The organism is Marilutibacter chinensis (genome assembly GCF_021725675.1).
In the GTDB taxonomy this organism is placed as follows: Bacteria; Pseudomonadota; Gammaproteobacteria; order Xanthomonadales; family Xanthomonadaceae; genus Marilutibacter; species Marilutibacter chinensis.
On the sequence record NZ_JAKJPO010000009.1, the window covers coordinates 97,200 to 122,079 of the forward strand.

A 24,880-nucleotide genomic window follows, 5' to 3' on the forward strand; every position below is an offset into this window, starting at 1 on the left:
GCAAACTCCCATCGCGGCTAGTGCCGCTCCCGCGGTCAGCTCTTCGATCGGGTCCATGGCCGGCGCCCTAGCCGGCGCTGGCGCAGTACCGGGCGATGAATGCGGCGTGGTCGGGCATCGCCTCCGCGCAGCTGTGCAGCACCTTGTGCACGCCGGCGAGCATGGCTGCGCACTCCGCGTCGTCGAGCAGATCGACCATCGGGTGATAGCTTCGCGGCAGCACGCCCTGCCCGACCAGCACCTGCACCCAGCTGGCCTCGGTGAACAGTTCCTCGTGCTCGCGGTGGACGCGCCCATGGCTGCGGAACAGCGCGATCCTGTCCGCCAACGTGTCCGGCACCGGCATCGTCCGGCACGCCTGCCAGAACGGCTCGGGCCGCTCGTTGGCGAGGTAGTGCAGGATCAGGAAATCGCGCGCCCGGACGTACTCGAACTGGACCTGCCGGTTGTACTCGGCGATGTCGACCGCATCGAAACCGCGGTCGGGAAAGAAGCTGACCAGTTTCGACAGGCTCTGCTGGATGAAATGGATGCTGGTCGACTCCAGCGGCTCCATGAAGCCGCTGGCCAGCCCGACCGCGACGCAGTTGCGATGCCAGAACCGGCGCCGCATGCCGGTGGTGAAGCGCAGCGGACGCGGATCGTCGAGCGCTTCGCCGTCGAGGTTCGCCAGCAGGGTCGCGGCGGCTTCGTCGTCGCTGACGTGGGCGCTGCTGTAGACCATGCCATTGCCGGTCCGGTGCTGCAGCGGGATCCGCCACTGCCAGCCCGCGGCGCGCGCGGTCGAGCGCGTGTACGGCGTCAGCGGCTCGACCGGTGCGCACGGCACCGCCAGCGCGCGATCGCAGGGCAGCCAGTGGCTCCAGTCCTCGTAGCCGGCCCGCAGCGTCTGCTCGATCAACAGGCCGCGGAACCCGGAACAGTCGAGGAACAGCTCGCCTCCGACGACCTGGCCATCCTCCAGCGCCACCGATTCGATGAAACCGTCGTCGCCGCGCAGGCGTACGTCGGCGACCTTGCCCTCGATCCGCCGCACCCCGCGCGCCTCGGCGTACTCGCGCAGGTAGCGCGCGTACAGGCTCGCATCGAAATGGAACGCGTAGGCGACATTCGACAGCGGCGAATCCTTCAGCTCGCTGCCGCGCAGGAAGCGGTTGCGCCAGGCCGCGACCGCGTTGAACACGTACTCGTCCAGCGCGGGCGCACGCCCGGTCAGGCGCTCGCGCAGCCAGTAATGGTGGAAGGGCACCGCCCCGAGGTCGCGCCCGCCCACCGCACCGAATGCGTGCATGTAGCGGTGGCCGGGCCGCAGCCAGCCGTCGAATTCGATGCCGAGCTTGAAGGTGCCGCGGGTCCGGTGGACGAACGCGTTCTCGTCCAGGCCGAGGGTGCGGTTGAACAGGCGGATCTGCGGGATCGTCGCCTCGCCGACCCCGACCGTGCCGATCTGCTCGGACTCGACCAGGCAGATGTCCAGCCGCCGCTCGCCGGCCGGTGCCCCCATCAGCCGCGCCAGCACCGCCGCCGCCATCCAGCCCGCGGTGCCGCCACCGACGATCACCACCTTGCCGATCCGCCCGTCTTCCATCGCGCCCCCCGCGGAATGCCTGCCCGGAGCAAGCCTAGGCCATCCCGCCACGTGCCGGAGACCGCTCATGCGGCTGAATGCGTCTACATGCCCATTTCCAACCGTCCGACCCATCCCTGCGGAGGCCACGATGAACATGCCTGAGCCGTCGCGCGGGCTCGCGCTCGCCTGCCTGGCGCCGCTGTTGTTCGCGGCCGGCCTGGCCCGGGCCGCCGACGTCGACGACGTGCTGGCCGACTGCAACGACGACGCCCCGGCCCGCACCCTGCACGCTTCTGCCGCGAATCCGGCCGCCCGCGCGCACTGGCTCGACCGCCGCCACCTGCTGTGGCCCGGCCAGCCGGCCGACGGGCGCTACCGGCTGCTGCACGCCGCTGCCGGCGGCCTGGTCGCCGACAGCGGACAGGCGCCTTCCGGCGCCGACGACGCGATGATCCTCACCGGCGCCGGCAACCGCCTGCCGGCCGCGCTGGCGGCACGGTTCCCGCACCTGCGCGGCGACGGCGCGGTGTTGCGCGTGGATGCGGACGACGCGACCCTGCAGCGCCTGCTGCGCGGCGAGTTGCGGCTGGTGCGCGAGGACGCTACCGGGCGCGTGCTCGACGCCACCCGGCTGCAGATCCCGGGCGTGCTCGACGACCTCTACGCCGCCGCGATGACCGCTCCCGCGCTCGGCGCGATACCCGCGCACGACCACACTTCGCTGCGGGTCTGGGCGCCGACCGCGCAGGCGGTCCACGCCTGCCTGTATCCGGACGGCATCGCCGCCTCCGCGGCCGCGGTGCCGCTGACGCGCGACGACGCGACCGGCGTCTGGTCGGCGACGCTGGACGGCGACCGCAGCGGGCAGTACTACCGCTACCTGGTCGACGTGTTCGCACCCGGCGCCGGCCTCGTCCGCAACCGCGTCACCGACCCCTACGCATTGAGCCTGTCGGCCGACTCGAAGCGCGGCTACATCGCCGACATGGACGCCGACGCGCTCGAGCCCGACGGCTGGGACGACGCGCCGCGGCCGGACGCGCTGGCCGCGGCCACCGACCTGGCCGTCTACGAGCTGCACGTGCGCGACTTCTCGCGCGACGACCCGACGGTGCCGCCTGCCCATCGCGGCCGCTACCAGGCCTTCACCGGCGGCGACAGCGACGGCATGCGCCACCTGCGCGCACTGGCTGCCGCCGGCATCACCGACATCCACCTGCTGCCGGTGTTCGACCTGGCGACGATCCCGGAGCAGGGCTGCATCGAACCGGTCATTCCCGACGCCGCCGCCGACAGCGAGGCGCAGCAGTCCGCGGTGGCGGCGGTCGCCGCACGCGACTGCTTCAACTGGGGTTACGACCCGTTCCACTACACCGCGCCGGAGGGCAGCTACGCCAGCGACGCGATGGACGGCGCGGTCCGCGTGCGCGAGTTCCGCGCGATGGTGCAGGCGCTGCATGCGGCCGGGCTGCGGGTCGGGATGGACGTGGTCTACAACCACACCAGCGCCTCGGGCCAGGACCCCCGCTCGGTGCTCGACCGCATCGTGCCCGGCTACTACCACCGGCTGGACGCCGACGGCGCGGTCGAACGCTCGACCTGCTGCGACAACACCGCGACCGAGCACCGGATGATGGAGCGGCTGATGATCGATTCGGCGGTGGCCTGGGTCCGCCACTACCGGATCGATTCGTTCCGCTTCGACCTGATGGGCCATCAGCCGCGCGCGGCGATGCAACGCCTGCAGGCCGCGGTGAATGCCGCCGCCGGCCGCCACGTGCCGCTGATCGGCGAGGGCTGGAACTTCGGCGAGGTCGCCGACGGCGCCCGCTTCGTGCAGGCCTCGCAGGGCTCGCTGCAGGGCTCCGGCATCGGCACCTTCAGCGACCGCGCCCGCGACGCGATCCGCGGCGGCGGCCCGGCCGACCACGGCGACGCGCTGCGCGCGCCGGGCTACGTCAACGGCCTGGCCGAGGGCGACGACCGCGACGCCCTGCTGCATGCCGCCGACCTGGTCCGCACCGGCCTCGCCGGCACCCTGCGCGACTACCGCATGGTCGCCGCCGACGGCAGCGAGAAGCCGCTGTCGACGATCGACTACAAGGGCCAGCCGGCCGGCTACGCCGCGCAGCCGGGCGAGGTCGTCAACTACGTCGAGAACCACGACAACCAGACCCTGTTCGACATCAACGCGATCAAGCTGCCACCCTCCACCGGTCCGGAGGAACGCGCACGGGTGCAGCTGCTGGCGCTCGCGCTGAACGCCTTCAGCCAGGGCATCGCCTATTTCCATGCCGGCGGCGAGCTGCTGCGCTCCAAGTCGCTGGACCGCAACAGCTACGACTCCGGCGACTGGTTCAACCGCATCGACTGGAGCGGCCACGACAACCATTTCGGTACCGGACTGCCGCCGGCCACCGACAACCGCGACGACTGGCCGTGGATGCGGCCGCTGCTGCGCGAAACCGGCGTCCGGCCGCGGCCCGACGACATCGCCTTCGTCCGCGACGCCTTCCTCGACCTGCTGCGCATCCGTGCCGGCTCGACGATGCTACGGTTGCGGACGGCGGCCGACGTGCGCGAGCGGCTGCGCTTCGCCAACACCGGTCCCGCACAGAATCCGGCGGTGATCGCCGGCCATGTCGACGGCCGCGGCTACCCCGGGGCGCGCTTCGACGCGATGCTGTACCTGGTCAACGTGTCGGCGTCGCCGCAGCAGCTGGTGCTCGCCGGGGAAGCGGGCAAGCCGTACCGGCTGCATCCGGTATTGCGCGACGGCACCGACCCGCGCCCGCGCCAGGCCCGCTTCGACATCGCGAGCGGCCGCTTCGAACTGCCGGCGCGCACCGCCGTCGTCTACGTCCTGCCCAACGAACAGAACGGGAGTCCATGATGCCGATCACCACGCCGATCATCCCACCGGACGGCATGCGAGCCGCCCGGCGTCCGCTGCGCTCGCTCGCCGCCGCACTGGCCCTGGCCGCGACCGCGGCCCTTGCCCCGCTTCAGCGGGTTCATGCCGAGACCGTCGCCCGGGTCGAGTCGCCCGGCAAGGTGCTCGCGGTCGAGCTCGACATCAGCGAGGGCCGCCTCGCCTATCGCGTGCTGCGTTTCGGCGAGCCGGTGATCGACGACTCCCGGCTCGGCTTCAGGCTGCGCGGCGCGGAGAAGCTGGAGCGCAACCTCGCGCTGGCCTCGCAGTCCACTCGCGGCCATGACGAGACCTGGGAGCAGCCCTGGGGCGAGAGCCGCTTCGTCCGCGACCACCACAACGAACTGCGCGCGCGCTTCACCGAGACGCTCGGCGCCCGGCGCAGCTTCGACGTGGTGGTGCGGGTGTTCGACGACGGCCTGGGCTTCCGCTACGAGTTCCCCGAGCAGCCCGGAGCCGGCGAACTGATCATCGACGACGAACTGACCGAATTCGCCGTCCACGACCCGGCGACCGCGTGGTGGATCCCCGCCGGCGAATGGAACCGCTACGAGTACCTGTACCAGCGCACGCCGCTGGAGCAGGTGACCCAGGCGCATACGACGATGACCGTGCGCACCGAAGGTGGCCTGCACATCGCCTTCCACGAGGCGGCGCTGGTCGACTATTCGGGCATGTGGCTGCGCCGCACCGAGGGCCAGCGCTTCCGCGCGCAGCTGGCGCCGGCCTCGGAAGGCTGGAAGGTCCGTCGCCGCCTGCCGTTCCACACGCCGTGGCGGACGCTGCAGATCACCGACACCGCGGCGAAGCTGTACGAATCCTCCGACCTGATCCTCAACCTCAACGAGCCGAACCGGCTCGGCGACGTGAGCTGGTTCGAGCCGGCCAAGTACATCGGCATCTGGTGGTCGCTGCACCTGGATACCGAGACCTGGGCGACCGGGAAGAAACATGGCGCGACCACGGCCAACACCCGCCGCTACATCGACTTCGCCGCCGAGCACGGCTTCCGCGGCGTGCTGGTCGAGGGCTGGAATCCCGGCTGGGACGGCAACTGGTTCGGCAACGGCTACGACTTCGACTTCACCCGCGCCACGCCCGACTTCGACATCGAGGCGCTGTCCGCCCATGCCGCGTCGAAGGGCGTGCACCTGATCGGCCACCACGAGACCGCCTGCGCGGTCAGCCACTACGAGGACCAGATGGAGGACGCGTTCGCGATGAACGCACGGCTCGGCATCGACGCGGTCAAGACCGGTTACGTCTGCGACGCCGGCGGGATCGAGCGCCGCCTCGACGATGGCAGCATCGTGCGCGAATGGCACGACGGCCAGTGGAACAGCAACCACCACCTGCGCGTGCTCGAAGCCGCCGCCCGTCACAAGGTCGCGATCAACGCACACGAACCGATCAAGGACACCGGCCTGCGCCGCACCTACCCGAACTGGGTCTCGCGCGAGGGCGCGCGCGGCATGGAGTACGCCGCCTGGGGCGACCCGCCCAATCCGCCCGAGCATGAGACCAACCTGGTGTTCACCCGCATGCTGTCCGGGCCGATGGACTTCACCCCCGGCATCCTCAGCCTGCAGGGCCGCGGCCAGGCGATCCAGACCACCCTGGCCAAGCAGCTCGCACTGTACGTGGTGCTGTACAGCCCCGTGCAGATGGCCGCCGATCTGCCCGAGAACTACGCCAGGCACATGGACGCGTTCCAGTTCATCAAGGACGTGCCGGCCGACTGGGCCGAAACCCGCGTGCTCGACGGCGAGGTCGGCGACTTCGTGACCTTCGCGCGCAAGGACCGCGACAGCGACGACTGGTACCTGGGCAGCATCAGCGACGAGCACGGCCGCCTGCTGGAGGTGCCGCTGTCCTTCCTCGAGCCCGGCCGCCGCTACACCGCGCAGATCTACCGCGACGGCGACGGCGCCCACTGGCGCGACAAGCCGTTCGCGTTCGAACGCGAGCAGCGCGAGGTCACCAGCGCCGATGTGCTGACGCTGAAGCTCGCCGCCGGCGGCGGCCAGGCGATCCGCTTCGTCGCGCACTGAGTCGCACCGCGCCGGCCTCACGCAGGCCGGCGTGGCGCAGCGGGACCGGCGGGCCGGTCCGCTAGACTGGGCGCATCGTTGAACGGAGCCGCACGATGCACCCCCTGCAGGCGATCGCCGGCATCGAACTGCCGGTCATCCAGGCACCGATGGCCGGCGTGCAGGACGAGGCGCTGGCGATCGCGGTCGCGAACGCGGGCGGACTCGGCTCGATGCCCTGCGCGATGCTCGGGCCGGAGCGGCTTGAGGTGGCACTGCAGCGCTTCGCGACGCTGCCGCGGCCGATCAACCTGAACTTCTTCTGCCACACGATGGCCGCGCCCGATCCCGCCCGCGAGCGGCGCTGGCGGCAGGCGCTGGCGCCCTACTACGCGGAACTGGGCATCGCGATGCCGGAGCCGACGACCGCAGGCGCACGACGGCCGATCGACGCCGCCACCGTCGACCTCATCGAGCACTATCGCCCGCGCATCCTCAGCTTCCACTTCGGGCTGCCGGCACCGGAACTGCTGCAACGGATCAAGGCCTGGGGCGCGACCGTGCTGGCCTCGGCGACCACGCCGGACGAGGGGCAGTGGCTGCAGCGCAACGGCGCCGACTTCGTGATCGCGCAAGGCATCGAGGCCGGCGGCCATCGCGGCCACTTCCTCGCCGACGATCTGTCCGGCCAGCGCCCCACCGCCGAGCTGGTCGCGGCACTGGTATCGACGCTGACGGTACCGGTGATCGCCGCCGGCGGCATCGGCGGCCGCGCCGATGTCGAAGCGCTGCACGCCGCCGGCGCCTGCGCCGTACAGGCCGGCACCGCCTACCTGCTGTGCCCGGAAGCGACCACCGGCGCCGTGCACCGCGCGGCACTGCGGCAGGCAGGCCGCGACGCCGCGATCACCAATCTGTTCAGCGGCCGCCCCGCGCGCGGCCTGGTCAACCGGCTGATCCGCGAACTGGGCCCGATGTCCGACCTGCCCCCGCCCTTCCCCTGGGCCTCGCAGGCCCTGGCCCCGTTACGCGCCGCTGCCGAAGCCCGGGACCACGACGACTTCACCCCGTTGTGGGCGGGCAGTCAGCCTGGAGGCTTCGATGGACTCGACGCGGCGGCGGTGACACGGATGTTGGCAGGGGTCGAATGAGGGACGCGACAGCCGGTGCGTTTGTGTGGCGGCTATCGGCCAAGAGCGGACGTTCCCTGACTTGCGCTGTGTCGCTTCTGGTGCCTGGGGCTCACCGCTACTCAGGATCAGGGGGACGCCGCTGGACCCGCGTGCAGCGTGCAGCCGCCGACCTAGTCGGCATTCCGTGGCACCGCATCCGCATCGACCGGCGGCGTCTTGAGCGTCGCCACCTTGCGTCCGGCGTGCGGTCCGGTGGCGATGCAGACAGGCACCTCGGCAGAACTCTGCCTTGATAGGCCAGATTCCCTGCCCCATGTGAATCCAGTCAGGAACAAGGAGTACGGCATGCACTTCTTCTACTTGGATGAGTCGGGTGACACGGGCGCGAATCTGGAGGACGCCCAGCAGCCGATATTTGTGCTTGGCGGGGTCAACCTCCGCGATGAGGGATGGAACACCACCTACGCCGCCTTGTCCGACGTGATTACCGGCTACTTCGGAGGCACACTCCCGACGGGCTTCGAGCTACACGGGTGCGAATTACTCTCGCCAAACGGAGAGGGACCGTTCGCAGGGCACCCGATTGACCGCCGCCTGCAGCTTGTCTGAGACCTCCTCAGCGTCACCGAGCAGCGCAAGCATCACGTCCACTATCTCGCACTAGACAAGCAGAAGCTGGCGACCGCCCTCGCTACCAACACGCCCGGCATTCCTGCCCACGCCAGCACGCCCTACACCCTCGCGTACGACTACATGATTACCGAAGTCGACCAGAGGGTCGCTGAGGACCTAGGCCGGTCAGCAAGAGGGATGCTGATTATCGACAAGAAGGATGAGCACACCGATGCAATTACGGAAATCACCGAACGCCGCCGCTTCGGAGCCCCGGTTGCTTGCCGAACGAAGTGGATTGCCGAGTTCAGTTACCCCCTCGACTCGAGGCGCAACCTGCTAGTCCAGCTGTCGGACCTAGTCATTCTGTGCCTCAGGCGCTTCTTCGAGATTGAGGGCGGCTACAAGCCCGACGCTCCAGAAGTCGTGCGGCAGTTCTACGCCGAGTGCTTCCTGCGCCTACACCAGAGAACGCCGGTTAAGACACTTGCCCCGCACAAGGGCGCAGCCAACGCAGCGCTCAACGCCTTGATTGACTCCGCGTGCTGTCGTCCAGCTCGGAACGTTGCCAGAAGGTACGGACTCCCTGCCTAGGCCACGGGGCGGCACCACGGCCTGCGCCCCATTATTCACCATCAGTGAATTTTTATTGACTCTTGGCGGCGGACCCGCTAGGCTGTGTTCCAAGGCCGAGTGCTACCGCTCGGTTGAGTTCTCGCAGCAGCGTTTGTCACTTCAATTTCAGCAGCAAGAGCTAGTTATCCGGCCCAGCAGCATCGGGCCGCCCCCAGACCATTGATGGGGCTTTGCCGCTTGGCGACGTCGGACTTCGGCCCGCGTCGTCGTTAGACCTCGGACCGTCGATGACGGCGTCGAGCAAGAGCGTCGAATGGTGATTGGCTTGTTGTATCGAGTTGGCCCCTTCCGGCTACTTGCTACTGACGGCGGGCAATGTCGCCCGGATTGAAGAGACAGTTATGAACGCCAATGCGCGTGAGAACAGCATCAGGGTGCTGAAGCAGCTTCTTGATGTGTACCAAGGCCAGCTCGATGCAGGTGTCGTAAGCGAAGTCCGTGAAGTGATTGCAGCGCTGGAACAGAGCCGAGACGGTTCACGCGGTACCCCCCGGGGCGACTTGGGGCTGAGTGTGCTGAGGGTGATGGGCGAAGTTTTGAAGCTCGTTACCAACATCACCAACCTGATGAACTGAACAGGTCAACCGGCAGGCACGTGACTAAGACTGACACAACAAGCCTTTCATGTTTGGAGCCACGTAGATGAACCTCGGCAGCGCCATCCAGATGTGCAGAACCAGACGCCAGCTGAGTCAGGCAGAACTCGCCCGACTGGCTGGCTGCTCGGTCTCGTACCTCTCGATGCTGGAGAACTCGAAGAGAGACCCAACTCTGTCGATGGTCCAGAGCATTGCGAACGGCCTTCAGGTTCCACTCGAAATCCTCTTCTTCCTCGGCGCAGAGAAGGGCGAGCTGTCAGGCATCGACCGAGAGCTGGCTGGCCAATTGGCCATGACGGCACTGGAAATCCTGAATGAGCGACCCGCAGCGAAGGCCTAGGTACCCACATCAGCGTATCCAGAGCGTGGCAAGTCTCTCTGCCGCGCTGAATGTGCCCGAAGGCGAGCTTGCAGCCATCGCCAAGATTGCCTCCTCGCAGTACCGGAAAGCCAAGCCCATCACCAAAGCGGATGGCAGTGTTCGGCAGCCTTGGGATGCTCTACCGCCGCTCAAGCGCGTGCAAAAGCAGATTCAAGCCAAGCTTCTTCGCAGAGTCGAGTACCCATACTACTTGACCGGAAGCCTCCCGGGGAAAAGCCCCCGGGAGAACGCGAGCCTTCACACCAAGCCCGCGATAATCATCACCGAGGACATAGCCCGCTTCTTTCCAACGACCCGGGCTGAGCTTGTTCACGGGGTCTGGGCGGGACTCTTCGGCTTCTCGGAGGAAGTCGCAGGAATCCTCACCGCACTGACCACGAAGGATGGATTTCTCCCCGAGGGTGCCCCAACCAGCTCCTACCTCGCCAACCTGGTCTTCTGGGACTGCGAACCGCGAATAGTCGACCAGCTTGCTCAACTGGACGCGACTTACTCCCGATACGTCGATGATGTGACGGTCTCGTCATCGAAAGCCCTGACTCCTGTCGAGATTGCGCGATGCATGGCGATTGTCTACGGCATGTTCGGCTCTCGGGGCTACAAGGCCAAGAGGAGGAAGCACGAGATTGTCCGTGCTAACGCCCCTATGCGTGTCACCAAGCTTGTGGTCAACAAGCGGCCCGCCCTTCCAAAGGCAGACCGGAAGGCAGTTCGAGCCGCTGTCTACAAGCTTGAGGGAATAGTCAACAGCGGGCAGCCATTGCCTGATGACATTCAAACCCTGCTGAACAGCGCGAGCGGGCGCGTCTCACGACTGGGCCAGTTCCACCCGACCCAAGCTGCTCCACTGAAGGCCAGAATCGCGACGATCCGTGAGCGTCTTGCTCATCTCAACGATTCCTTAGCGCTTACTGGTCACGGACAGAAGACTCCATCGAAAAGCTGAGCCGAGCGGCTCGAAGAGCAGCATCAGCTTTGGACAAAGCGCGTTTCCGCGCGTCTGCTATCCCCCGCTACTGATTTGCGAGCTCGACTTCGGCGCAGCGATCTCGAAGTCCGCTTTGGGCCGAAAGCGACCGCACTTACAACCCCAGTTCCACCTCCACCCCGTCCATCACCCGCGGCGCATCCGCGTCCCCACCACCAAAACTCATCGGCCCTGCCTCGGGGGCGAGCGGACGGTAGCCGCCGTCGTAGTCCCAGGTGGTGAGGTGGAGGATGGCGCCGTCGAGGCTGTCGATCGAGCCGAACGCGGTTGCGGGGAAGGTCGCGGTGACGGTGTTCGCGGCGCGGTCGACCGCAATCGTCGGCACCGGGGTGACGGCTGCGCCTTCGTTGTCGGCATCGGCGCCTTGTGCGCGTGTCAGCACGTTCGACCAGCCATGCGCGCGCCAGCGGTAGTGCCAGCGGCGGCCGTCGGGCAGGGTCGCGTGCTGCTGCGGCATCGCGGTGGCGCCGCCGTCGCGGCCGGGCAGCGACAGGTAGGCGGTGAACGCGACATGGTCGAAGCCGTTGGCCGGGTGCCAGGCGTCGCTGAGGCCGGCCATCGTGATCTCGATGCGCAACGCACCGCCCGCGCTCCACGTGCGGACGCGGCGGATGTCGGCCGGGCGCAGCTCGCGCCAGCCGGGGTCGGTCGGATAGCGGTAGCCGCCATCCGGGCCGTGGTCGTCGCCGGCCGGATCGGTCCGGTCGGCGAGCAGCCGCCAGTCGAGGGCGACGCGGAATTCGCCGGCGGCACTGGTCGCGCCGCTGACCGGGTCGTAGGCGACCACGCGGTGGACGATCGCCGGGTCGACCATCGCGTCGGTGCGGATGCGGGCCTGCCAGCGGCCGTCCCTGGCGACCGCGACCGGCTGCGCGGCGCCGAGGTCGCCGTCGACGACCAGGCGGATGGATTCCAGCCCCGGCGCGGTGCCATGCACCTCGAAATCCCTCGTGACTGCTTGCTGGGGCAGCGGATGCAACTGGAGGCACGGTGCGGCGTCGCCGGCATTCCCATCCTTCCCTCCCGACGGCCCGGCCCGGTGGCACGGCCATCGGGCGTTCGCCGGGCCGCGAGCCGATGGCTCGCAGTCGGCTCTTCTCTCCCGTCCGCAAACGGCGGGATGTACAGAGCGGTCGTGCGCGGCATGAGGCGCAGGAGCGGAATCGGCAGAAGAAACAGGCGGTGACGCAACCCGCCAGACCTCGCCGCTGCGCGCGGGCAGCACCAGGGTGACCGTGCCGTCGGCGCCGACGATCAGGTCGCGCGGCGCGCCGTCGATCGCGAACGCGCCCTGCAGTCGGGTGCCGGACGGAAGGCTGGTGTCGAGATTGTCGACCAGCACCTCGTGGTCGGCGCTGTTGAGAATGACGAGGGCGGTCTCCTCGTTCGGAGCGGCTGCGTCGTCTCCCGAAGCGCCGGGATCCAGCGCCAGCCGCCATGCGATCGCGCCGGCGCGCGCCGGGTTGGACGCCAGCACCGTCGGCGTGCCGCGCGAGAACACCCGGTCGCCACGGCGCAGTGCGATCGCGCGTTGCAGGTAGCGGTACAGCGGCGTATCGGTGGCGAAGCGGTCGCGGCCGCCGCTGCCGTGGCCGGCCGCGAACATCGCCGGGCGCTGCGTGTCGAATCCCTGTTCGGTGCCGTAGTAGATCACCGGGATGCCGGGCAGGGTCAGCATCGCCAGCAGCGCCTGCTTCAGCCCGGCCTCGCTGCCGCCGGCGAGGAAGCGATCGACGTCGTGGTTGTCGACGAAACTCGGCATCCGCCACGGGTCGGCGTGCACGGCCATCATCGAACCGATCCGGTGGGCGAGCTCCGCGCTCGGCCTCCCGCGCGCGAACACGTCGCCGAGGCTGCCGTACAGCGGAAAGTTGATCATCGACGGCAGCCCGCCGGGCGTGCGCATGTAGGCATCGAGCTTGCGCGCCTGCGCGTCGGCGAACGGCTTGTCGGTGCCGAAGCCCTCGCCGAACGCGAGGAATCCGTCGCGGCCGGTATCGGCGGCGACGCGGACGACGCCCGGCACCTGGACATCGTCGGCGTGCAGGAAATCGGCGAAGAATCCCGCCGGCACGTGGAACGCGGTATCGACGCGGAACGCATCCACGCCGATATCGCGGATCCAGTCGCCGTAGGTCTCGCGCAGCGCGCGGCGCACGGCCGGGTTCTCCGTGTCCAGATCGTCGAGGTCGGCCAGCTGGTGGTCGAGCTCCTGGCCGCGGTCGGTGTAGTCGGCGATCGGCGGCGTCCAGTGGTAGATCGCGGCTTCGCGGTCGCCGGCATCGCCGGGGTCGTTGCGGTCGAATGGCGGCTGCGTCGGCGCGCGCCGGCCCTGCGCGTCCTCGCGCAGGCGGCAGCGGTCGGCCGCGGTGTCCGCGGGTCCGGCCGCGTCGCAGGCGATCCAGTCGCCGGTGTGGTTCACCACCACGTCCTGGATCAGATACATGCCACGGGCATGCAGCGCGCGCGACAGCGCCTTGTAGTCGTCGCGGGTGCCGTAGTGCGCGTCGACCTCGGAAAAGTCGCTCGCCCAGTAGCCGTGGTAGCCGCTGAAGCTGCGCGACGGGTTCAGCCACTGGTTCGCGACCGGCGGGGTGATCCACAACGCGGTCGCGCCCAGCCCCTGGATGTAGTCCAGCCGCCGCGCCAGCCCGCGCAGGTCGCCACCGCTGTAGCGGCTGCCGTCGGCCGGGTCGTACTCGCCCGCGCCCTGGTCGTTGTTGGACGGATCGCCGTCGTCGAAGCGGTCGATCATCGCGAAATAGACGACCTGGTCGCGCCAGTCCGGCGACGGCACGTGCAGGCCGTCCGACGCCGCGGCCGGCGCCGCCAGCGCGGCGGCCAGCAGTACGAGCGGAAGTCCCGGCATCCGCTTGCGTGCCCGACGGGTCGCACCGTCGGCGGATGCGGCAGATTTGGATCGATCCTGCATTCCCTTCTCCTCCGATGCCGGCCGCCGTGCGCCTGCCGGAACGGTCAGGCTCGGCGGATGCCCGTCGCGGCGTGCGGCCGCCACATATTCCATAGCGGCGCCATCGCGGAACGGCTGCAAACGTCTGCAGGATCGGTGAATACGTTTGCAACGCCGATTGTGCAGCTGCACCCGCGTCTACTATCGCCCAACGCCAGATCCCGGACCGGCCTCGACGCCGGGTCCGCGATGCCGCCGGGGGCGGCGTCCGAGGCGATTTTTCGGGCCTGCCGGAACAAGGACGCGCAGACGTCCGCCGTTCAACCCACCGGCGGCCATTACCAACCGTGTGGAGGGGAAGCATGTTGCAACTCAGGCGTAATCTACTCAGCGTGGCGCTGGCCTCGGCGACCGCGCTGATGGCGACGGGCGTGCACGCACAGTCCGCCGCGGAGCCTGCCAACGATCAGGAAACCGGCAACGACACCGCGACCCAGTCGCCCGACGCCACCACGCTCGACAGCGTCGTCGTCACCGGCATCCGCGCCGGCATCGAGCGTGCGATCGACGCCAAGCGCGAATCGACCAGCATCGTCGAGGCGATCTCGGCCGAGGACATCGGCAAGCTGCCCGACGTCAGCATCGCCGACTCGATCAACCGCCTGCCCGGCCTGGCCATGCAGCGCGTCGCCGGCCGCTCCTCCACCGTCAGCATCCGCGGCCTGTCCGGCGACTACGGCACCACCCTGCTGAACGGCCGCGAACAGGTCAGCGTCAGCGACAACCGCACCGTCGAGTACGACCAGTACCCGGCCGAGCTGATCAACGGCGTGGTGGTCTACAAGACCCCGGACGCGTCGCTGGTCGGCCAGGGCCTGTCCGGCACGGTCGACCTGCGCACGGTGCGCCCGCTCGCGTTCTCCGAGCGCGTGGTGTCGCTGAACGCGCGCTACGAGGACAACTCGCTGGGTGAGCTGAACCCCGGCACCGACGACACCGGCTACCGCGCCAGCGCGTCCTACATCGACCAGTTCCTCGACGACCGCCTCGGCGTCGCGCTGGGCTACTCGCGCTACACCGCGCCCGGCCAGGCCAACCGCTGGGAGGCCTGGGGCTATCCGACCGACGGGACCCACCACGTGCTCGGCGGCAGCAAGTCGCTGGCCTCGTCCACCGACAACACCCGCCAGGGCCTGATGGGCGTGGTGCAGTTCCGTCCGAACGACCGCTACGAGACCACTCTCGACCTGTTCTACTCGGAGTTCGAGAAATCCGAGACCACCCGCTTCCTCGAGGTCGGCCTGGGCTGGTCCGGCGCGACCCTGAGCAACCCGGTCGTCGACGAGGACGGCGTGGTGGTCGGCGGCACCTTCACCGGCGTGCGCCCGGTGCTGCGCAACGACCTCAACGAGGGCGACGACGAGCTGTTCGCGGTCGGCTGGAACCACAAGTTCAACTTCGGCGACTACTGGTCGGCCGAGGCCGACCTGAGCTATTCCAGTGCCGACCGCCGGGAAAGCATCCTGGAAACCTATTCCGGCTATCGCGCCGGCATCACCGACACCGTCGACTTCACCCTCGACCGCAAGACCGGCAAGCCGACCTTCTCGTTCGGCCTCGACTACACCGATCCGGCGCAGGTCGTGCTGACCGATCCCGGCGGCTGGGGCCAGGACGGCTACATCAAGACCCCGGAGGTCGAGGACACGCTGAAGTCGTTCCGGCTCAACGCCGAGCGCCTGTTCGACACCGGCATGTTCAGCAGCGTCGAGTTCGGCGCCAACTACTCCGAGCGCGAGAAGTCCCGCAGCGTGCCGGAGGCCTTCCTCGAACTGATCGGCGGGCCGGACCGCGGCGCCGGGTTCGACGAGGTCGCGATCGATCCGCGCTTCATCCTGTCGCCGGTCGACCTGTCGTTCACCGGCATCCCCGGCAGCTTCAGCTACGACATCAACGGCGTTCTGGACCAGTACTACCAGCAGGTCGGCAATGTCCATGCGGACATCTCCAACAAGCAGTGGACGATCAACGAGGAGGTCTCGACCTTCTACGTGCAGGGCAACATCAACACCGACATCGGTTCGGTTGGCATCCGCGGCAACGTCGGCGTGCAGGTGGTCAGGACCGATCAGAGCTCGCAGGGCTTCCTGGTCGTGCAGGGCGACGCCGCCAACGCCGTCCCCAACGACGGTGGCGCGACCTACACCAACGTGCTGCCCAGCCTGAACCTGTCGTTCCTGTTGCCGCACGACCAGGTGCTGCGCACCGCCGTCGCCAAGCAGATGGCGCGCCCGCGCATCGACCAGCTGCGCGCGAACAGCAACATGTCGCTGGAGTTCGCCGGCCAGAACATCGGCGACTGGACCGGCAGCGGCGGCAACCCGGAGCTGGATCCGTGGGAGGCCGATGCCTTCGACGTGTCCTACGAGAAGTACTTCGGCGACCGCGGCTATGTCAGCGCGGCCTGGTTCTTCAAGGACCTGACCAGCTACATCTACGACCAGCAGATCGCCGTCGACGCGTCCGACTTCCCGATTCCGCCCGGCTATGTCGGCCCGACGCCCGACCCGGTCGGCTTCTATACCGCTCCGGCCAACGGCAAGGGCGGCCGCCTGAGCGGCTTCGAGTTCGCGGTGTCGATCCCGTTCGACCTGTTCACCCCCGCGCTGGAAGGCTTCGGCCTGCAGGCCAACCACTCCAACACCAACAGCTCGATCAAGCCCAACGGTCCGGACCAGCCGTCCGGTCCGATCCCGGGCCTGTCCGACGAGGTCACCAACATCACGCTGTACTACGAGCGTGCCGGCTTCCAGGCCCGCCTCAGCCAGCGCAAGCGTTCGGACTTCCTCGGCGAGATCCAGGGCTTCGGCGCCGACCGTACCCCGCGCTACATCAAGGGCGAGGAAGTGCTGGACGCGCAGATCGGTTACAGCTTCGCCGACGGCACCGCGCTGGAAGGGCTGTCGCTGCTGCTGCAGGTCAACAACCTGACCGACGAACCGTATCGCGAGTACTTCTTCGACAACGGCCTCGCGCAACGCTACGAGGAGTACGGCCGCCAGGTGCTGTTCGGCGTCTCCTACCGGTTCTGAGCCCTCCAAGACCGGATATCCCTGCCCCGCCGGCCTCCGGCGGGGTTTTTTTATGATCGCGGGCCGTGGCCCGGACGGCGGATCAGTCGGCCGGGTTCCCGCGCATCGACATCGCCGCGCCGAGCAGCCCCGGGTACGGGTGAACGATGACCTGCACCGCGATCGCCTCCAGGTAGGCGACGAAACGGCCCTTGGCGAGGAAGCGTTCGCGGAACGCGCTGCTGCGCAGGAACGGCAGGAAGCGCGGCACCATGCCGCCGGCGATGGTCACGCAGCGGGCGCCGTGGATCAGCGCGATGTCGCCGGCGACGCTGCCGAGCACCGCGCAGAACCGCGCCAGCGCGCGCCGCGCCGCCTGGTCGTGGCCATCCAGGGCGAGCGCGACCACGTCCGCCGGCGCGCGCATCGTCGCCTCGCGGCCGGGCGGTTCGCCGCGCAGCACCGCATCGATGCACGACAGGCCCTGCCCGCACAGCAGGCGTTCGTTCGAGACCCGCCCGTGGCGCGCGGCCAGCCAGCGCGCGATCGCCTCTTCCTCCTCGCCCAGCGGCGCGAAGCTGGCGTGGCCGCCCTCGGTCTCGACCACCTGCCAGCCGGCCTGCACGGAGCCTGCCAGCATGCCGACTCCCAGCCCGGTGCCCGGCCCGAGCACGCTGACCGGTCCGTGGCCGGGGGGATCGACCGGGCCATACAGGTGCACGCGATCGTTCTCCTGCAGCGCCGGCACCGACCACGCCACCGCGCCGAAGTCGTTGACCATCCGCAACCGCTCCAACCCGAGCGATTCGCGCAGTTCGGACTGGCTGAACGACCACGCCCGGTTGGTCAGGCGGATTTCGTCGTGGCCGACCGGAGAGGCGACCGCGATCGCCGCCCGCCGCGGCCTGGCGCCGGTCAGCGCCAGGTAATGCTCGATCGCGTGCCGCAGGCTGGCGAAATCCGCGTTGGCGAGCGACAGCGGCGCATGCATCAGCGGCGCCGGTCCGGCGATGTCCGCCAGCGCGAAACGCGCGTTGGTGCCGCCGATGTCGCCGACCAGCACGGCATCCGGGCTCACTTCGCCCAGGGCGGACGGGTCGTGCGTCGAAGCGGAGGAGGACTCGTGCATGCCGGTATCGGGTTCCTGTCGGGAAAGTGGATGTCGTGTCGCCAGCGTAAATGCGCGGTGACGGTGCGCCGGCGTGCATACGTTTGCACCCGGCAACACCCGCCGGCTTACCCTCGCCGGAGCGCTGGCCTATCCTAGCCGGCCTGCCCGAGCGTTGCGCCTTCCCCCGCGCCGACCTGCCGATGCCGATTGATGCCGCCGTGTCCGACCTGCTGTCCGCCCTGCTGCTGGGCATCCTGGAAGGACTGACCGAGTTCCTGCCGATCTCCAGCACCGGCCACCTGCTGATCGCGCAGCACTGGCTGGGCGCGCGTTCGGACCTGTTCAACATCGTGATCCAGGCCGGCGCGATCATCGCGATCACCCTGGTATTCCGGCAACGGCTGTGGGCACTGGCGACCGGACTGCGGGAGCGCGAGAACCGCCGCTACCTGGCGAGGATCGCGGTCGCGTTCCTGGTCACGGCGCTGGTCGGCCTGCCGGTGCGGCTGGCCGGCTGGGAACTGCCGGAGACGGTGTCGCCGGTCGCCGCGGCGCTGATCCTCGGCGGCATCTGGATGCTGCTCGCGGAGCGACTGGCCGAGCGCAAGGCGCCCAGCAGCGAGATCACCTGGATGGTGGCGGTCCTGGTCGGCCTGGCCCAGGTCGTCGCGGGCGTCTTCCCCGGCACCTCGCGCTCGGCGGCGGCGATCTTCATGGCGATGCTGGCCGGCACCGGGCAGCGCTCGGCGGCGACCGAGTTCGTGTTCCTGGTCGGCATCCCGACGATGTTCGCGGCCAGCGGCTATGCGCTGCTCGAGTACGCGCTCGCCCGGGCCGCGCCCGGGGGCGGCGTCCCGGCAGAGGCCTGGGGCGAGCTGGGGCTGGCCTTCGCCGCCGCCGCGATCACCGGCTTCGTCGTCGTGCGCTGGCTGATGGGCTACATCAAGCAGCACCGCTACACGGTCTTCGCGTACTACCGGATAGCGTTGGGCGCCGCCCTGCTGCTGTGGCTGCCGACCGGCGGCTGAACGCCGGTACCGGGCCGCGACCCCGCGGCCGGCCTCGCGCCGTTGCAGGGTGGGTATCGATTCCAATGGAGATCCACCGCATGAGCCTGTCCACTTCCCTCGTCCGCCTGTCGCTGGCCGCCTCGGTCGCGGTCGTCCTGGGTGCCTGCAGCCCGCAGCCGGAGGCGCCGTCCACAACCGATCCGGCGACGGAAGCGGCCGCAGATCCGGCCGCGGCCCCGGCACCGGAGATCGACGTCACCGCCTACGACTGGCGGCTGACCCGCGCGACCGGCGCCGACGGCCAGGTCGGTTCCGGCCCGCTGGCCGCATTGGGCACACTCGAGCGCCCGCTCGAACTGCATTTCGCCGAGGGTCGGCTGTCCAGCAACGGCGCCTGCAACGGCATGGGCGGCGGCTACCGCATCGAGGACGGCACGCTCCGCGTCGACACCCTGGTCCAGACCCAGCGCGCCTGCCGGGGCGACCTGATGGAAGCCGACGCCGCGCTGTCGGCCCTGCTCGAAGGCGGACCGGGCTTCGCCCTCGCCGGCCTTACCCCGCCGGTCCTGACCCTGACCGCGGACGACGGCCGCGCGCTGGTGTTCGAGGGCGCGCCGACACCCGAGGCGTTCTACGGCAGCGAGGGCACGCGGATGTTCATGGAGGTCGCGGCCGAACGCGAGCCGTGCTCGCATCCGCTGATCCCCGACATGCGCTGCCTGATGGTGCGCGAGGTCCGCTACGACGACGCCGGCGTGCAGACCCGGGTCAGCGAGGACTGGGAACCGCTGTACCAGGAGATCGGGGGCTACACGCACGAACCGGGCGTGCGCAACGTGCTGCGGCTGAAGCGTTTCGACGTCGCCGATCCACCGGCCGACGCCCCGTCGGTGGCCTACGTGCTCGACATGGTGGTCGAATCGGAGACCGTCCCGGACAACGACTGATCGGCTGCAGCCGGGCGAGCCGAAACCGCAACCGGGGCGGGACCCGGGCAGTCCCGGGTGCGGTCTCCGGCCTCACCCGGGCTGTGGCATGCCTCCGGCAGCCGGCTAGTGCAGCCTGTCCTCGAAGCGTTCCTCCGCCGGGTTCCACTCGAACACCATGCCGGGGCAGTGCGGTGTCTGTGCCATCCGCAACTGCGTGACGCCGCGCTCCAGCACCACCTGCACCGTTTCCATCCCTCGGTTGCAGCCGGGTTGCGACAGTTCGAGGGTCTGCCAGCGCTTGCCGCTGGACTTGTCCATCACCTCGATGGCGTGCACCGCCGCATCGTCCTCGTCCATCGGGATCTGGAAGTAGAACCCTTCGCTGGACGCCGCCTGCAGCAACGGGTGGTGCCCGGCCGGCCAGGCGCCGTCGTAGTCGAGGTAGGCGACCAGCTCGAGCTCGAGCGGCAACGTCTTTCCACTGCGGTAGTCGATCCAGTTGCCGGTGAGCCGGGGCGTGGAACGAAAGAAGTTCGCGTTGTCGAAGCGCAGCCGCGCGACCGGCAATCCGGCCGCATCCAGCTCGTCCATGCCGAAATCGCGCGTCCGGTGCAGGAACGCCGGCTTCAACCGGATCGGCGTGCGATAGCGGTCGTAGAAGTAGACCGCCCGCTGCACCGCGTTGCGGCTCTCGATCACGAAGGTGATGTCGCTCTGGCCGATGCGGCCGGTGTAGACCGCATACGAAGCCAGTGCGGGCGACGACGCGGCCAGCCATGCCAGACCGGCTAGCCAGACGATCCATCCACGGGGAAATCCCATCAGAAGCGCTCCTCGCTCTGGCTCTGCAGCTCGAGCCGGTCCGGAGCGACGAAGCGGTAGTGCCGCCACTGGATCGTACCGGCGCGGTAGTCGACCCCGCTTTCCGGCCGCAGACTGACCCGTCCTCCGGAACCGAACTCCAGCGCACCCTGTGCCGCCAGCGCTTCCAGTTGCGGGTCGCGGGCATAGCCGCCCGCTTCCTGCCGATAGACGAAGTAGTGCCGATGCTCGCCGGTACGCGTGGCGTCGTCGGCCCGCATCGGCATCACCGAAAAGTCGACGATGCCGTCGTCGTTGAAGTCGTCCAACTGCAGGGTATCGGTACCGGAAAAGAACAGGTCCAGTCCGTCCAGCACCTGCACCGGCTCGCCGCTGGCGCGATCGAAGACGGTGATCGCGTCCACGCGCCCGGCATGTTCGCCACGCGCCTTGCGAGCATGTACCCGGAAATGGAACCGGTCGTCGGGCTGTCCCTGCAGCAGGTCGCCCGTATAGGCATCGCGTGGGTCGCTGGAGAACCGCATCACGCGTTGCAGGCTGACCTCCTTCTGCTCGCGGCTGCGCAGATCGATCGAACGGCCCCGCAGGTACTTCGCGCCGGGCACGAACGGACGAAACGCAATCACGGACGTGGGCAGCATCGGGTCGCCCAGCACGTTGATCAGCAGGCTTTCGTCCTCGGCGTACGGCGTCTTTTCCAATGGCAGCAGCATGCGCTGCGCTTCGTCGAACAGATAGCCGCCCATGCCGTCGAGCTGCCAGTCGTGGATCAGCAGCAGCTCCACCGGCGAGTCGCCGACGGTGCCCCGGTACGTCGTGACCGGTCGCGCCTGCGCGAACGCCGCGCCGGCCAGCGACAGCGCCGCCAAGGCGAGCAGGCAACCGCTTCCGACCCGGCGCCGACGCCGGCGGGCCTCAACACCGGACCGCTTTGCCAAATTCCTCTCCTCGCAGGCTCACCGGACACGGCGCCCGGAGCAGGCCGGACACGATACAGATGTCGACGGAACCGGGTCCGCTTTTTTCGCGAGCCCGGACCGCTCCGAAGTTCACGACGCGTCCGCGCCGCCGACGTCCGGGTGCAGCGAATAGGTGCCGTGGATCGAGGCCTCGGCCAGCACATGGCCGTGCATCGCTGCGAACACATCGGCGGCGGTGAAATCGTCGCCGACCGGCAGTGTGTCCACATCCAGCGCGAACAGGCGGAAGAAATAGCGGTGCAGGCGCAGGTCGTTGGGCGGCGGAAACGGCCCGTCGTAGCCACGCCACTGGCCGGCCATCGACGCATCGCCGGCGAACCAGCCGGTGTAATCGTTCAGACCCTGGCGCGCGCCGGCAGGGCCGGCCGGCTCCGTCTTGCCGTGCGGGACGACGCCGTCGCTGCAGCTGCCGGCAGCGATCTCGCGCACGTCGGCGGGAATGTCGACCATCGCCCAGTGCACGAAGTCGGTACGCGGCTGCGCGACCGGGATCTCGACCCCGGCCTTGCCGACCATCTCGGCGACGGTCGGCACGTCGGGGTCGATGCACAGCAGCGCGAACGAACGGGTGCCTTCCGGCGCCGCGTCCCAGGCGAGGTGCGGATTGCGATTCGGCGCGAAGCCGAAACCGTCGGCGGTCGGCTGGCCGGCGGCGAACTCGACCGGCAGGCGCCGGCCATTGCGGAAACTGTCGCTGCGGATCTTCATCTTCTTCTCCTTCGCTTGCCGTCGAAAGCCGGCGTCTGCGTCGATCATGCAGGAGCCGTCGTGGCAGCGACGTAGGCCGCCGCGACTGGCTCCAAAACGCCTCATCGCGGGCCCCTGCCGCTCGTGCAGCCGCTCCTGCAGCCAATCAGCGCGCCGGATAGCCCAGCCGCTCGGCCACCGGCGCGAGGATCGCGAATGCAGGCGCCAGCGCCTCGGCATAGTGGCGCCAGTGCCCTGAAGCGTAGCGATCCGGGCCCTGCGCGCCATCCGACAATGCCGGCAACTGCACGCCGAGCGCGTCGCCGATGGACTGCGCGATCGCGGCGGGGTCGTGGGCGATGTCGTCGAGGCGGATCAGGCTGTGCGGGAACAGGCCGCCGTCGCGCAGATCGGCGATCTGGCCGAGCGCCTTCGCCAGCCAGTCCGCCGCGGTTTCCGGCGACTCCAACGCGAACGGCATCGGCGCGCCGAACGCCAGCCAGTCGACCAGCATGTCGCGCGGATCGCGCAGCACGAACAGCAGACGCGCTTCCGGCAGGTGCGGGCGCAGTGCCAGCAGCAACGTGTTGTCCCACCACAGCAGCCAATCGATGATGCGGCCGTCCTTGACTCCCCGCGCGGCGTGGGTCGCACGCCACTGGTTGACCAGGAAGGACGGATCCAGCGAGCCATCGGACAGCGCCGCGGTGGTGCCGTAGCGCTGCATCGGGTCGCGCGGCGGCCTGGAGCCGAAGCGGTCGGCCAGCATCGGCATGCGGGCATTGTCGAGGGTCAATGCGACGCGTTCGACCAGCGAACCCGGTGCACCCCAGAGGAATGCGACTCCGGGCGCCTGTTCCGGCACCGGCGCCATCGGCGGCAGTTCGGGCACGCCGTCGCCGAGTGGCGGCAGCGGCAACCGCTGCGGCACCGCCTCGGCGTGCAGCTCGGCCCAGGTCGCCGCCGCCGCGTCGTACTGGCCGGCGGCGTCGAAGGTCCGGCCGAGCAGTTGCCGCAGCATCCGCTTCACGCCCTCGTCCCTGGCCCGCGCCAGCAGGCTCTCGACCTGGTTGACGGCGGCATCGGGATCGCTGCGCATCAGGTTGTCGATCACGCGCAGCTCGGCCCCGGCGTGGCCGGGATTGATCTCGGTGATCCGGTGCGCGATCGCGTCGGCCTGCTCCATTTCGCCGGCCTGCTGGTGGATCGTCGCGCGCGCCTCCAGCGCGGGGACGAAGTCCGGCATCGCCGCCAGCCAGCGTTCGACGACCACGCGCGCGGCGTCGCTGGCGAACGGCTCGAACAGCAGTCGCGCATACCACAGGTCGGGCACGTCCGGATGTTCGGCCAGCAACGTCTCCAGCGTCGCACGCGCATCCTCGGCACCGTTGCCGCGTCGCCAGGCCTCGCTTGCCGCGGCGATCGTTCGACGGTCGCGCGGCTGCTCGACCAGCACGCCCTTGAGCCGGGTCAGCGCGCTTTCGGTGCGGCCGGCTTCCAGCTCCATCTCGCCGATCAGGCGCTGCAGCGCCGGGCTTCCGCCGCCGTTCTCGAGGATCGGCAGCAGCTCGTCGACCGCCTCGCCGGGACGGCCCTGGCGGCGGACCAGATCGGCGACCATCGCACGCAGCGGATTCGACGGGTAGCGCTCGAGCAGGCTGCGGAACGCCTGTTCGGCGAACGCGAAGTGACCCTTGGCGACATAGGCGAAGCCCAAGGCGTGCCGCAGGATCGCCTCGTCGGGGTGGCGCTGCGAGGCCTGGCTGAGGATTGAAAGCGCGCGGTCGGCATCGCCCCGGCGCAGCGCCAGCGTACCTTCCAGCGCCGTCACCTGCGGGTCTTCCGGAGCGATCCGGGCGGCGGTCTTGATCAGGCTCTCGGCCTGGTCGAGGTCGCCGCGGCCGATCGCCAGCTGCGCTTGCAGGACGTACGCCGGGAACTTGTTCGGGTCCAGACCGACCGCGCGCGCCAGCGAGGCCTGGGCCTCGTCCAGCTGGCGCCCGTCCAGCAGCAATCCGGCGCGCTCCAGGTGCTGCTGGGCGTCCTCCGGGACCAGGGCGATGGCCCGGTCGATCGCGGCCAGCGCGGCATCGCGATCGCCGCCCATCCGCAGGGCCGCCGACAGCAGACGGTGCGCGACCGGATCCTGCGGCTGCGCATCGACCGTCGCACGGGCGGCGGTCAGGGCTTCGGCGGCGGCGCCACGGCGGAGGGCGTCGATGGTGGCTTCGTACATGGGGCGGTCGATGTTCCGGCGAAAGCGTCGATTGTACCGGGCCCGATGCCGGCGGACGGGGCCATCAGGGTCGCGCGCCGGTTCCCGCTCCCTGAATCGGGCTCCAGCCCGCCGTACCGCACTTTGCCGTTGCCGTTGCCGTTGCCGTTGCCGTTGCCGTTGCCGTTGCCGTTGCCGTTGCCGTGGATTTTGATCTTTCCATGCGGTAGGTCGCCGACATCGACTGGAGACCCGGAGGGCG

Annotated in this window: 18 protein-coding genes; 11 read left to right on the forward strand and 7 right to left on the reverse strand. The window is 69.3% G+C overall.

What is annotated here, in order from left to right:
- Positions 1-67: 67 nt before the first annotated feature.
- The gene (locus L3V18_RS13960) at positions 68-1,588 is read right to left on the reverse strand and encodes a tryptophan halogenase family protein (RefSeq protein ID WP_237055843.1); all 1,521 of its coding nucleotides are present in this window, start codon (positions 1,586-1,588) and stop codon (positions 68-70) included.
- Between the two features lie 130 nt (positions 1,589-1,718).
- Here L3V18_RS13960 and L3V18_RS13965 point away from each other — a divergent pair, with 130 nt between their 5' ends.
- From L3V18_RS13965 to L3V18_RS14000, 8 genes are all read left to right on the forward strand, one after another.
- The gene (locus L3V18_RS13965; protein ID WP_237055845.1) at positions 1,719-4,463 is read left to right on the forward strand and encodes an alpha-1,6-glucosidase domain-containing protein; all 2,745 of its coding nucleotides are present in this window, start codon (positions 1,719-1,721) and stop codon (positions 4,461-4,463) included.
- 35 nt (positions 4,464-4,498) lie between these two features.
- Positions 4,499-6,553, forward strand: coding sequence for a glycoside hydrolase family 97 protein (locus L3V18_RS13970; RefSeq protein WP_237055962.1), 2,055 nt, complete (start codon positions 4,499-4,501; stop codon positions 6,551-6,553).
- A gap of 95 nt (positions 6,554-6,648) precedes the next feature.
- Positions 6,649-7,683 carry an NAD(P)H-dependent flavin oxidoreductase gene (locus tag L3V18_RS13975; protein ID WP_237055847.1) on the forward strand — a complete coding sequence of 345 codons (1,035 nt, stop codon included), beginning with the start codon at positions 6,649-6,651 and terminating at the stop codon, positions 7,681-7,683.
- 327 nt (positions 7,684-8,010) lie between these two features.
- Positions 8,011-8,274: a DUF3800 domain-containing protein gene (locus L3V18_RS13980; protein WP_237055850.1), complete on the forward strand. Its 264-nt coding sequence runs from the start codon at positions 8,011-8,013 to the stop codon at positions 8,272-8,274.
- Between the two features lie 201 nt (positions 8,275-8,475).
- Positions 8,476-8,871: a hypothetical protein gene (locus L3V18_RS13985; RefSeq protein WP_237055852.1), complete on the forward strand. Its 396-nt coding sequence runs from the start codon at positions 8,476-8,478 to the stop codon at positions 8,869-8,871.
- Positions 8,872-9,254: 383 nt separating this feature from the next.
- On the forward strand, positions 9,255-9,488 hold the full coding sequence (locus L3V18_RS13990; RefSeq protein ID WP_237055853.1) for a hypothetical protein: 234 nt from the start codon (positions 9,255-9,257) through the stop codon (positions 9,486-9,488).
- A 67-nt stretch (positions 9,489-9,555) separates the two neighbouring features.
- A complete protein-coding gene (locus L3V18_RS13995; protein ID WP_237055854.1) occupies positions 9,556-9,852 on the forward strand; it encodes a helix-turn-helix domain-containing protein in 297 nt (98 codons plus the stop codon).
- Positions 9,827-10,840, forward strand: a complete 1,014-nt coding sequence (locus tag L3V18_RS14000) for a reverse transcriptase family protein (RefSeq protein WP_237055855.1) — start codon at positions 9,827-9,829, stop codon at positions 10,838-10,840. The genes L3V18_RS13995 and L3V18_RS14000 overlap by 26 nt, the downstream gene beginning before the upstream one ends.
- Positions 10,841-10,976: 136 nt before the next feature.
- Here the strand turns inward: L3V18_RS14000 and L3V18_RS14005 are convergent, their stop codons facing one another.
- On the reverse strand, positions 10,977-13,814 hold the full coding sequence (locus tag L3V18_RS14005; protein WP_237055856.1) for an alpha-amylase family glycosyl hydrolase: 2,838 nt from the start codon (positions 13,812-13,814) through the stop codon (positions 10,977-10,979).
- 341 nt (positions 13,815-14,155) lie between these two features.
- Here L3V18_RS14005 and L3V18_RS14010 point away from each other — a divergent pair, with 341 nt between their 5' ends.
- The gene (locus tag L3V18_RS14010) at positions 14,156-16,885 is read left to right on the forward strand and encodes a TonB-dependent receptor (RefSeq protein ID WP_237055858.1); all 2,730 of its coding nucleotides are present in this window, start codon (positions 14,156-14,158) and stop codon (positions 16,883-16,885) included.
- Positions 16,886-16,967: 82 nt separating this feature from the next.
- On the opposite strand, the gene glk is transcribed toward L3V18_RS14010, so the two are convergent.
- Positions 16,968-17,993 (reverse strand): glucokinase, encoded by a 1,026-nt coding sequence (gene glk, locus L3V18_RS14015; RefSeq protein WP_237055860.1) that lies wholly within the window; start codon positions 17,991-17,993, stop codon positions 16,968-16,970.
- Positions 17,994-18,193: 200 nt separating this feature from the next.
- On the opposite strand from glk, the gene L3V18_RS14020 reads away from it, so the two are divergent.
- On the forward strand, positions 18,194-19,003 hold the full coding sequence (locus L3V18_RS14020) for an undecaprenyl-diphosphate phosphatase (protein ID WP_237055862.1): 810 nt from the start codon (positions 18,194-18,196) through the stop codon (positions 19,001-19,003).
- An 80-nt stretch (positions 19,004-19,083) separates the two neighbouring features.
- Positions 19,084-19,932 (forward strand): META and DUF4377 domain-containing protein, encoded by an 849-nt coding sequence (locus L3V18_RS14025; RefSeq protein WP_237055864.1) that lies wholly within the window; start codon positions 19,084-19,086, stop codon positions 19,930-19,932.
- Positions 19,933-20,037: 105 nt separating this feature from the next.
- Here the strand turns inward: L3V18_RS14025 and L3V18_RS14030 are convergent, their stop codons facing one another.
- The 4 genes from L3V18_RS14030 to L3V18_RS14045 all read right to left on the reverse strand — a co-directional run bounded on the left by L3V18_RS14030 (position 20,038) and on the right by L3V18_RS14045 (position 24,639).
- Positions 20,038-20,736, reverse strand: a complete 699-nt coding sequence (locus tag L3V18_RS14030) for a hypothetical protein (protein ID WP_237055866.1) — start codon at positions 20,734-20,736, stop codon at positions 20,038-20,040.
- Positions 20,736-21,674, reverse strand: coding sequence for a hypothetical protein (locus tag L3V18_RS14035; protein ID WP_237055868.1), 939 nt, complete (start codon positions 21,672-21,674; stop codon positions 20,736-20,738). The genes L3V18_RS14030 and L3V18_RS14035 overlap by 1 nt, the downstream gene beginning before the upstream one ends.
- 111 nt (positions 21,675-21,785) lie before the next feature.
- Entirely contained in the window at positions 21,786-22,424 is a 639-nt protein-coding gene (locus L3V18_RS14040) for a YbhB/YbcL family Raf kinase inhibitor-like protein (protein ID WP_237055869.1), read from the reverse strand.
- Positions 22,425-22,569: 145 nt separating this feature from the next.
- Entirely contained in the window at positions 22,570-24,639 is a 2,070-nt protein-coding gene (locus L3V18_RS14045; RefSeq protein WP_237055872.1) for a tetratricopeptide repeat protein, read from the reverse strand.
- Positions 24,640-24,880: the final 241 nt, after the last annotated feature.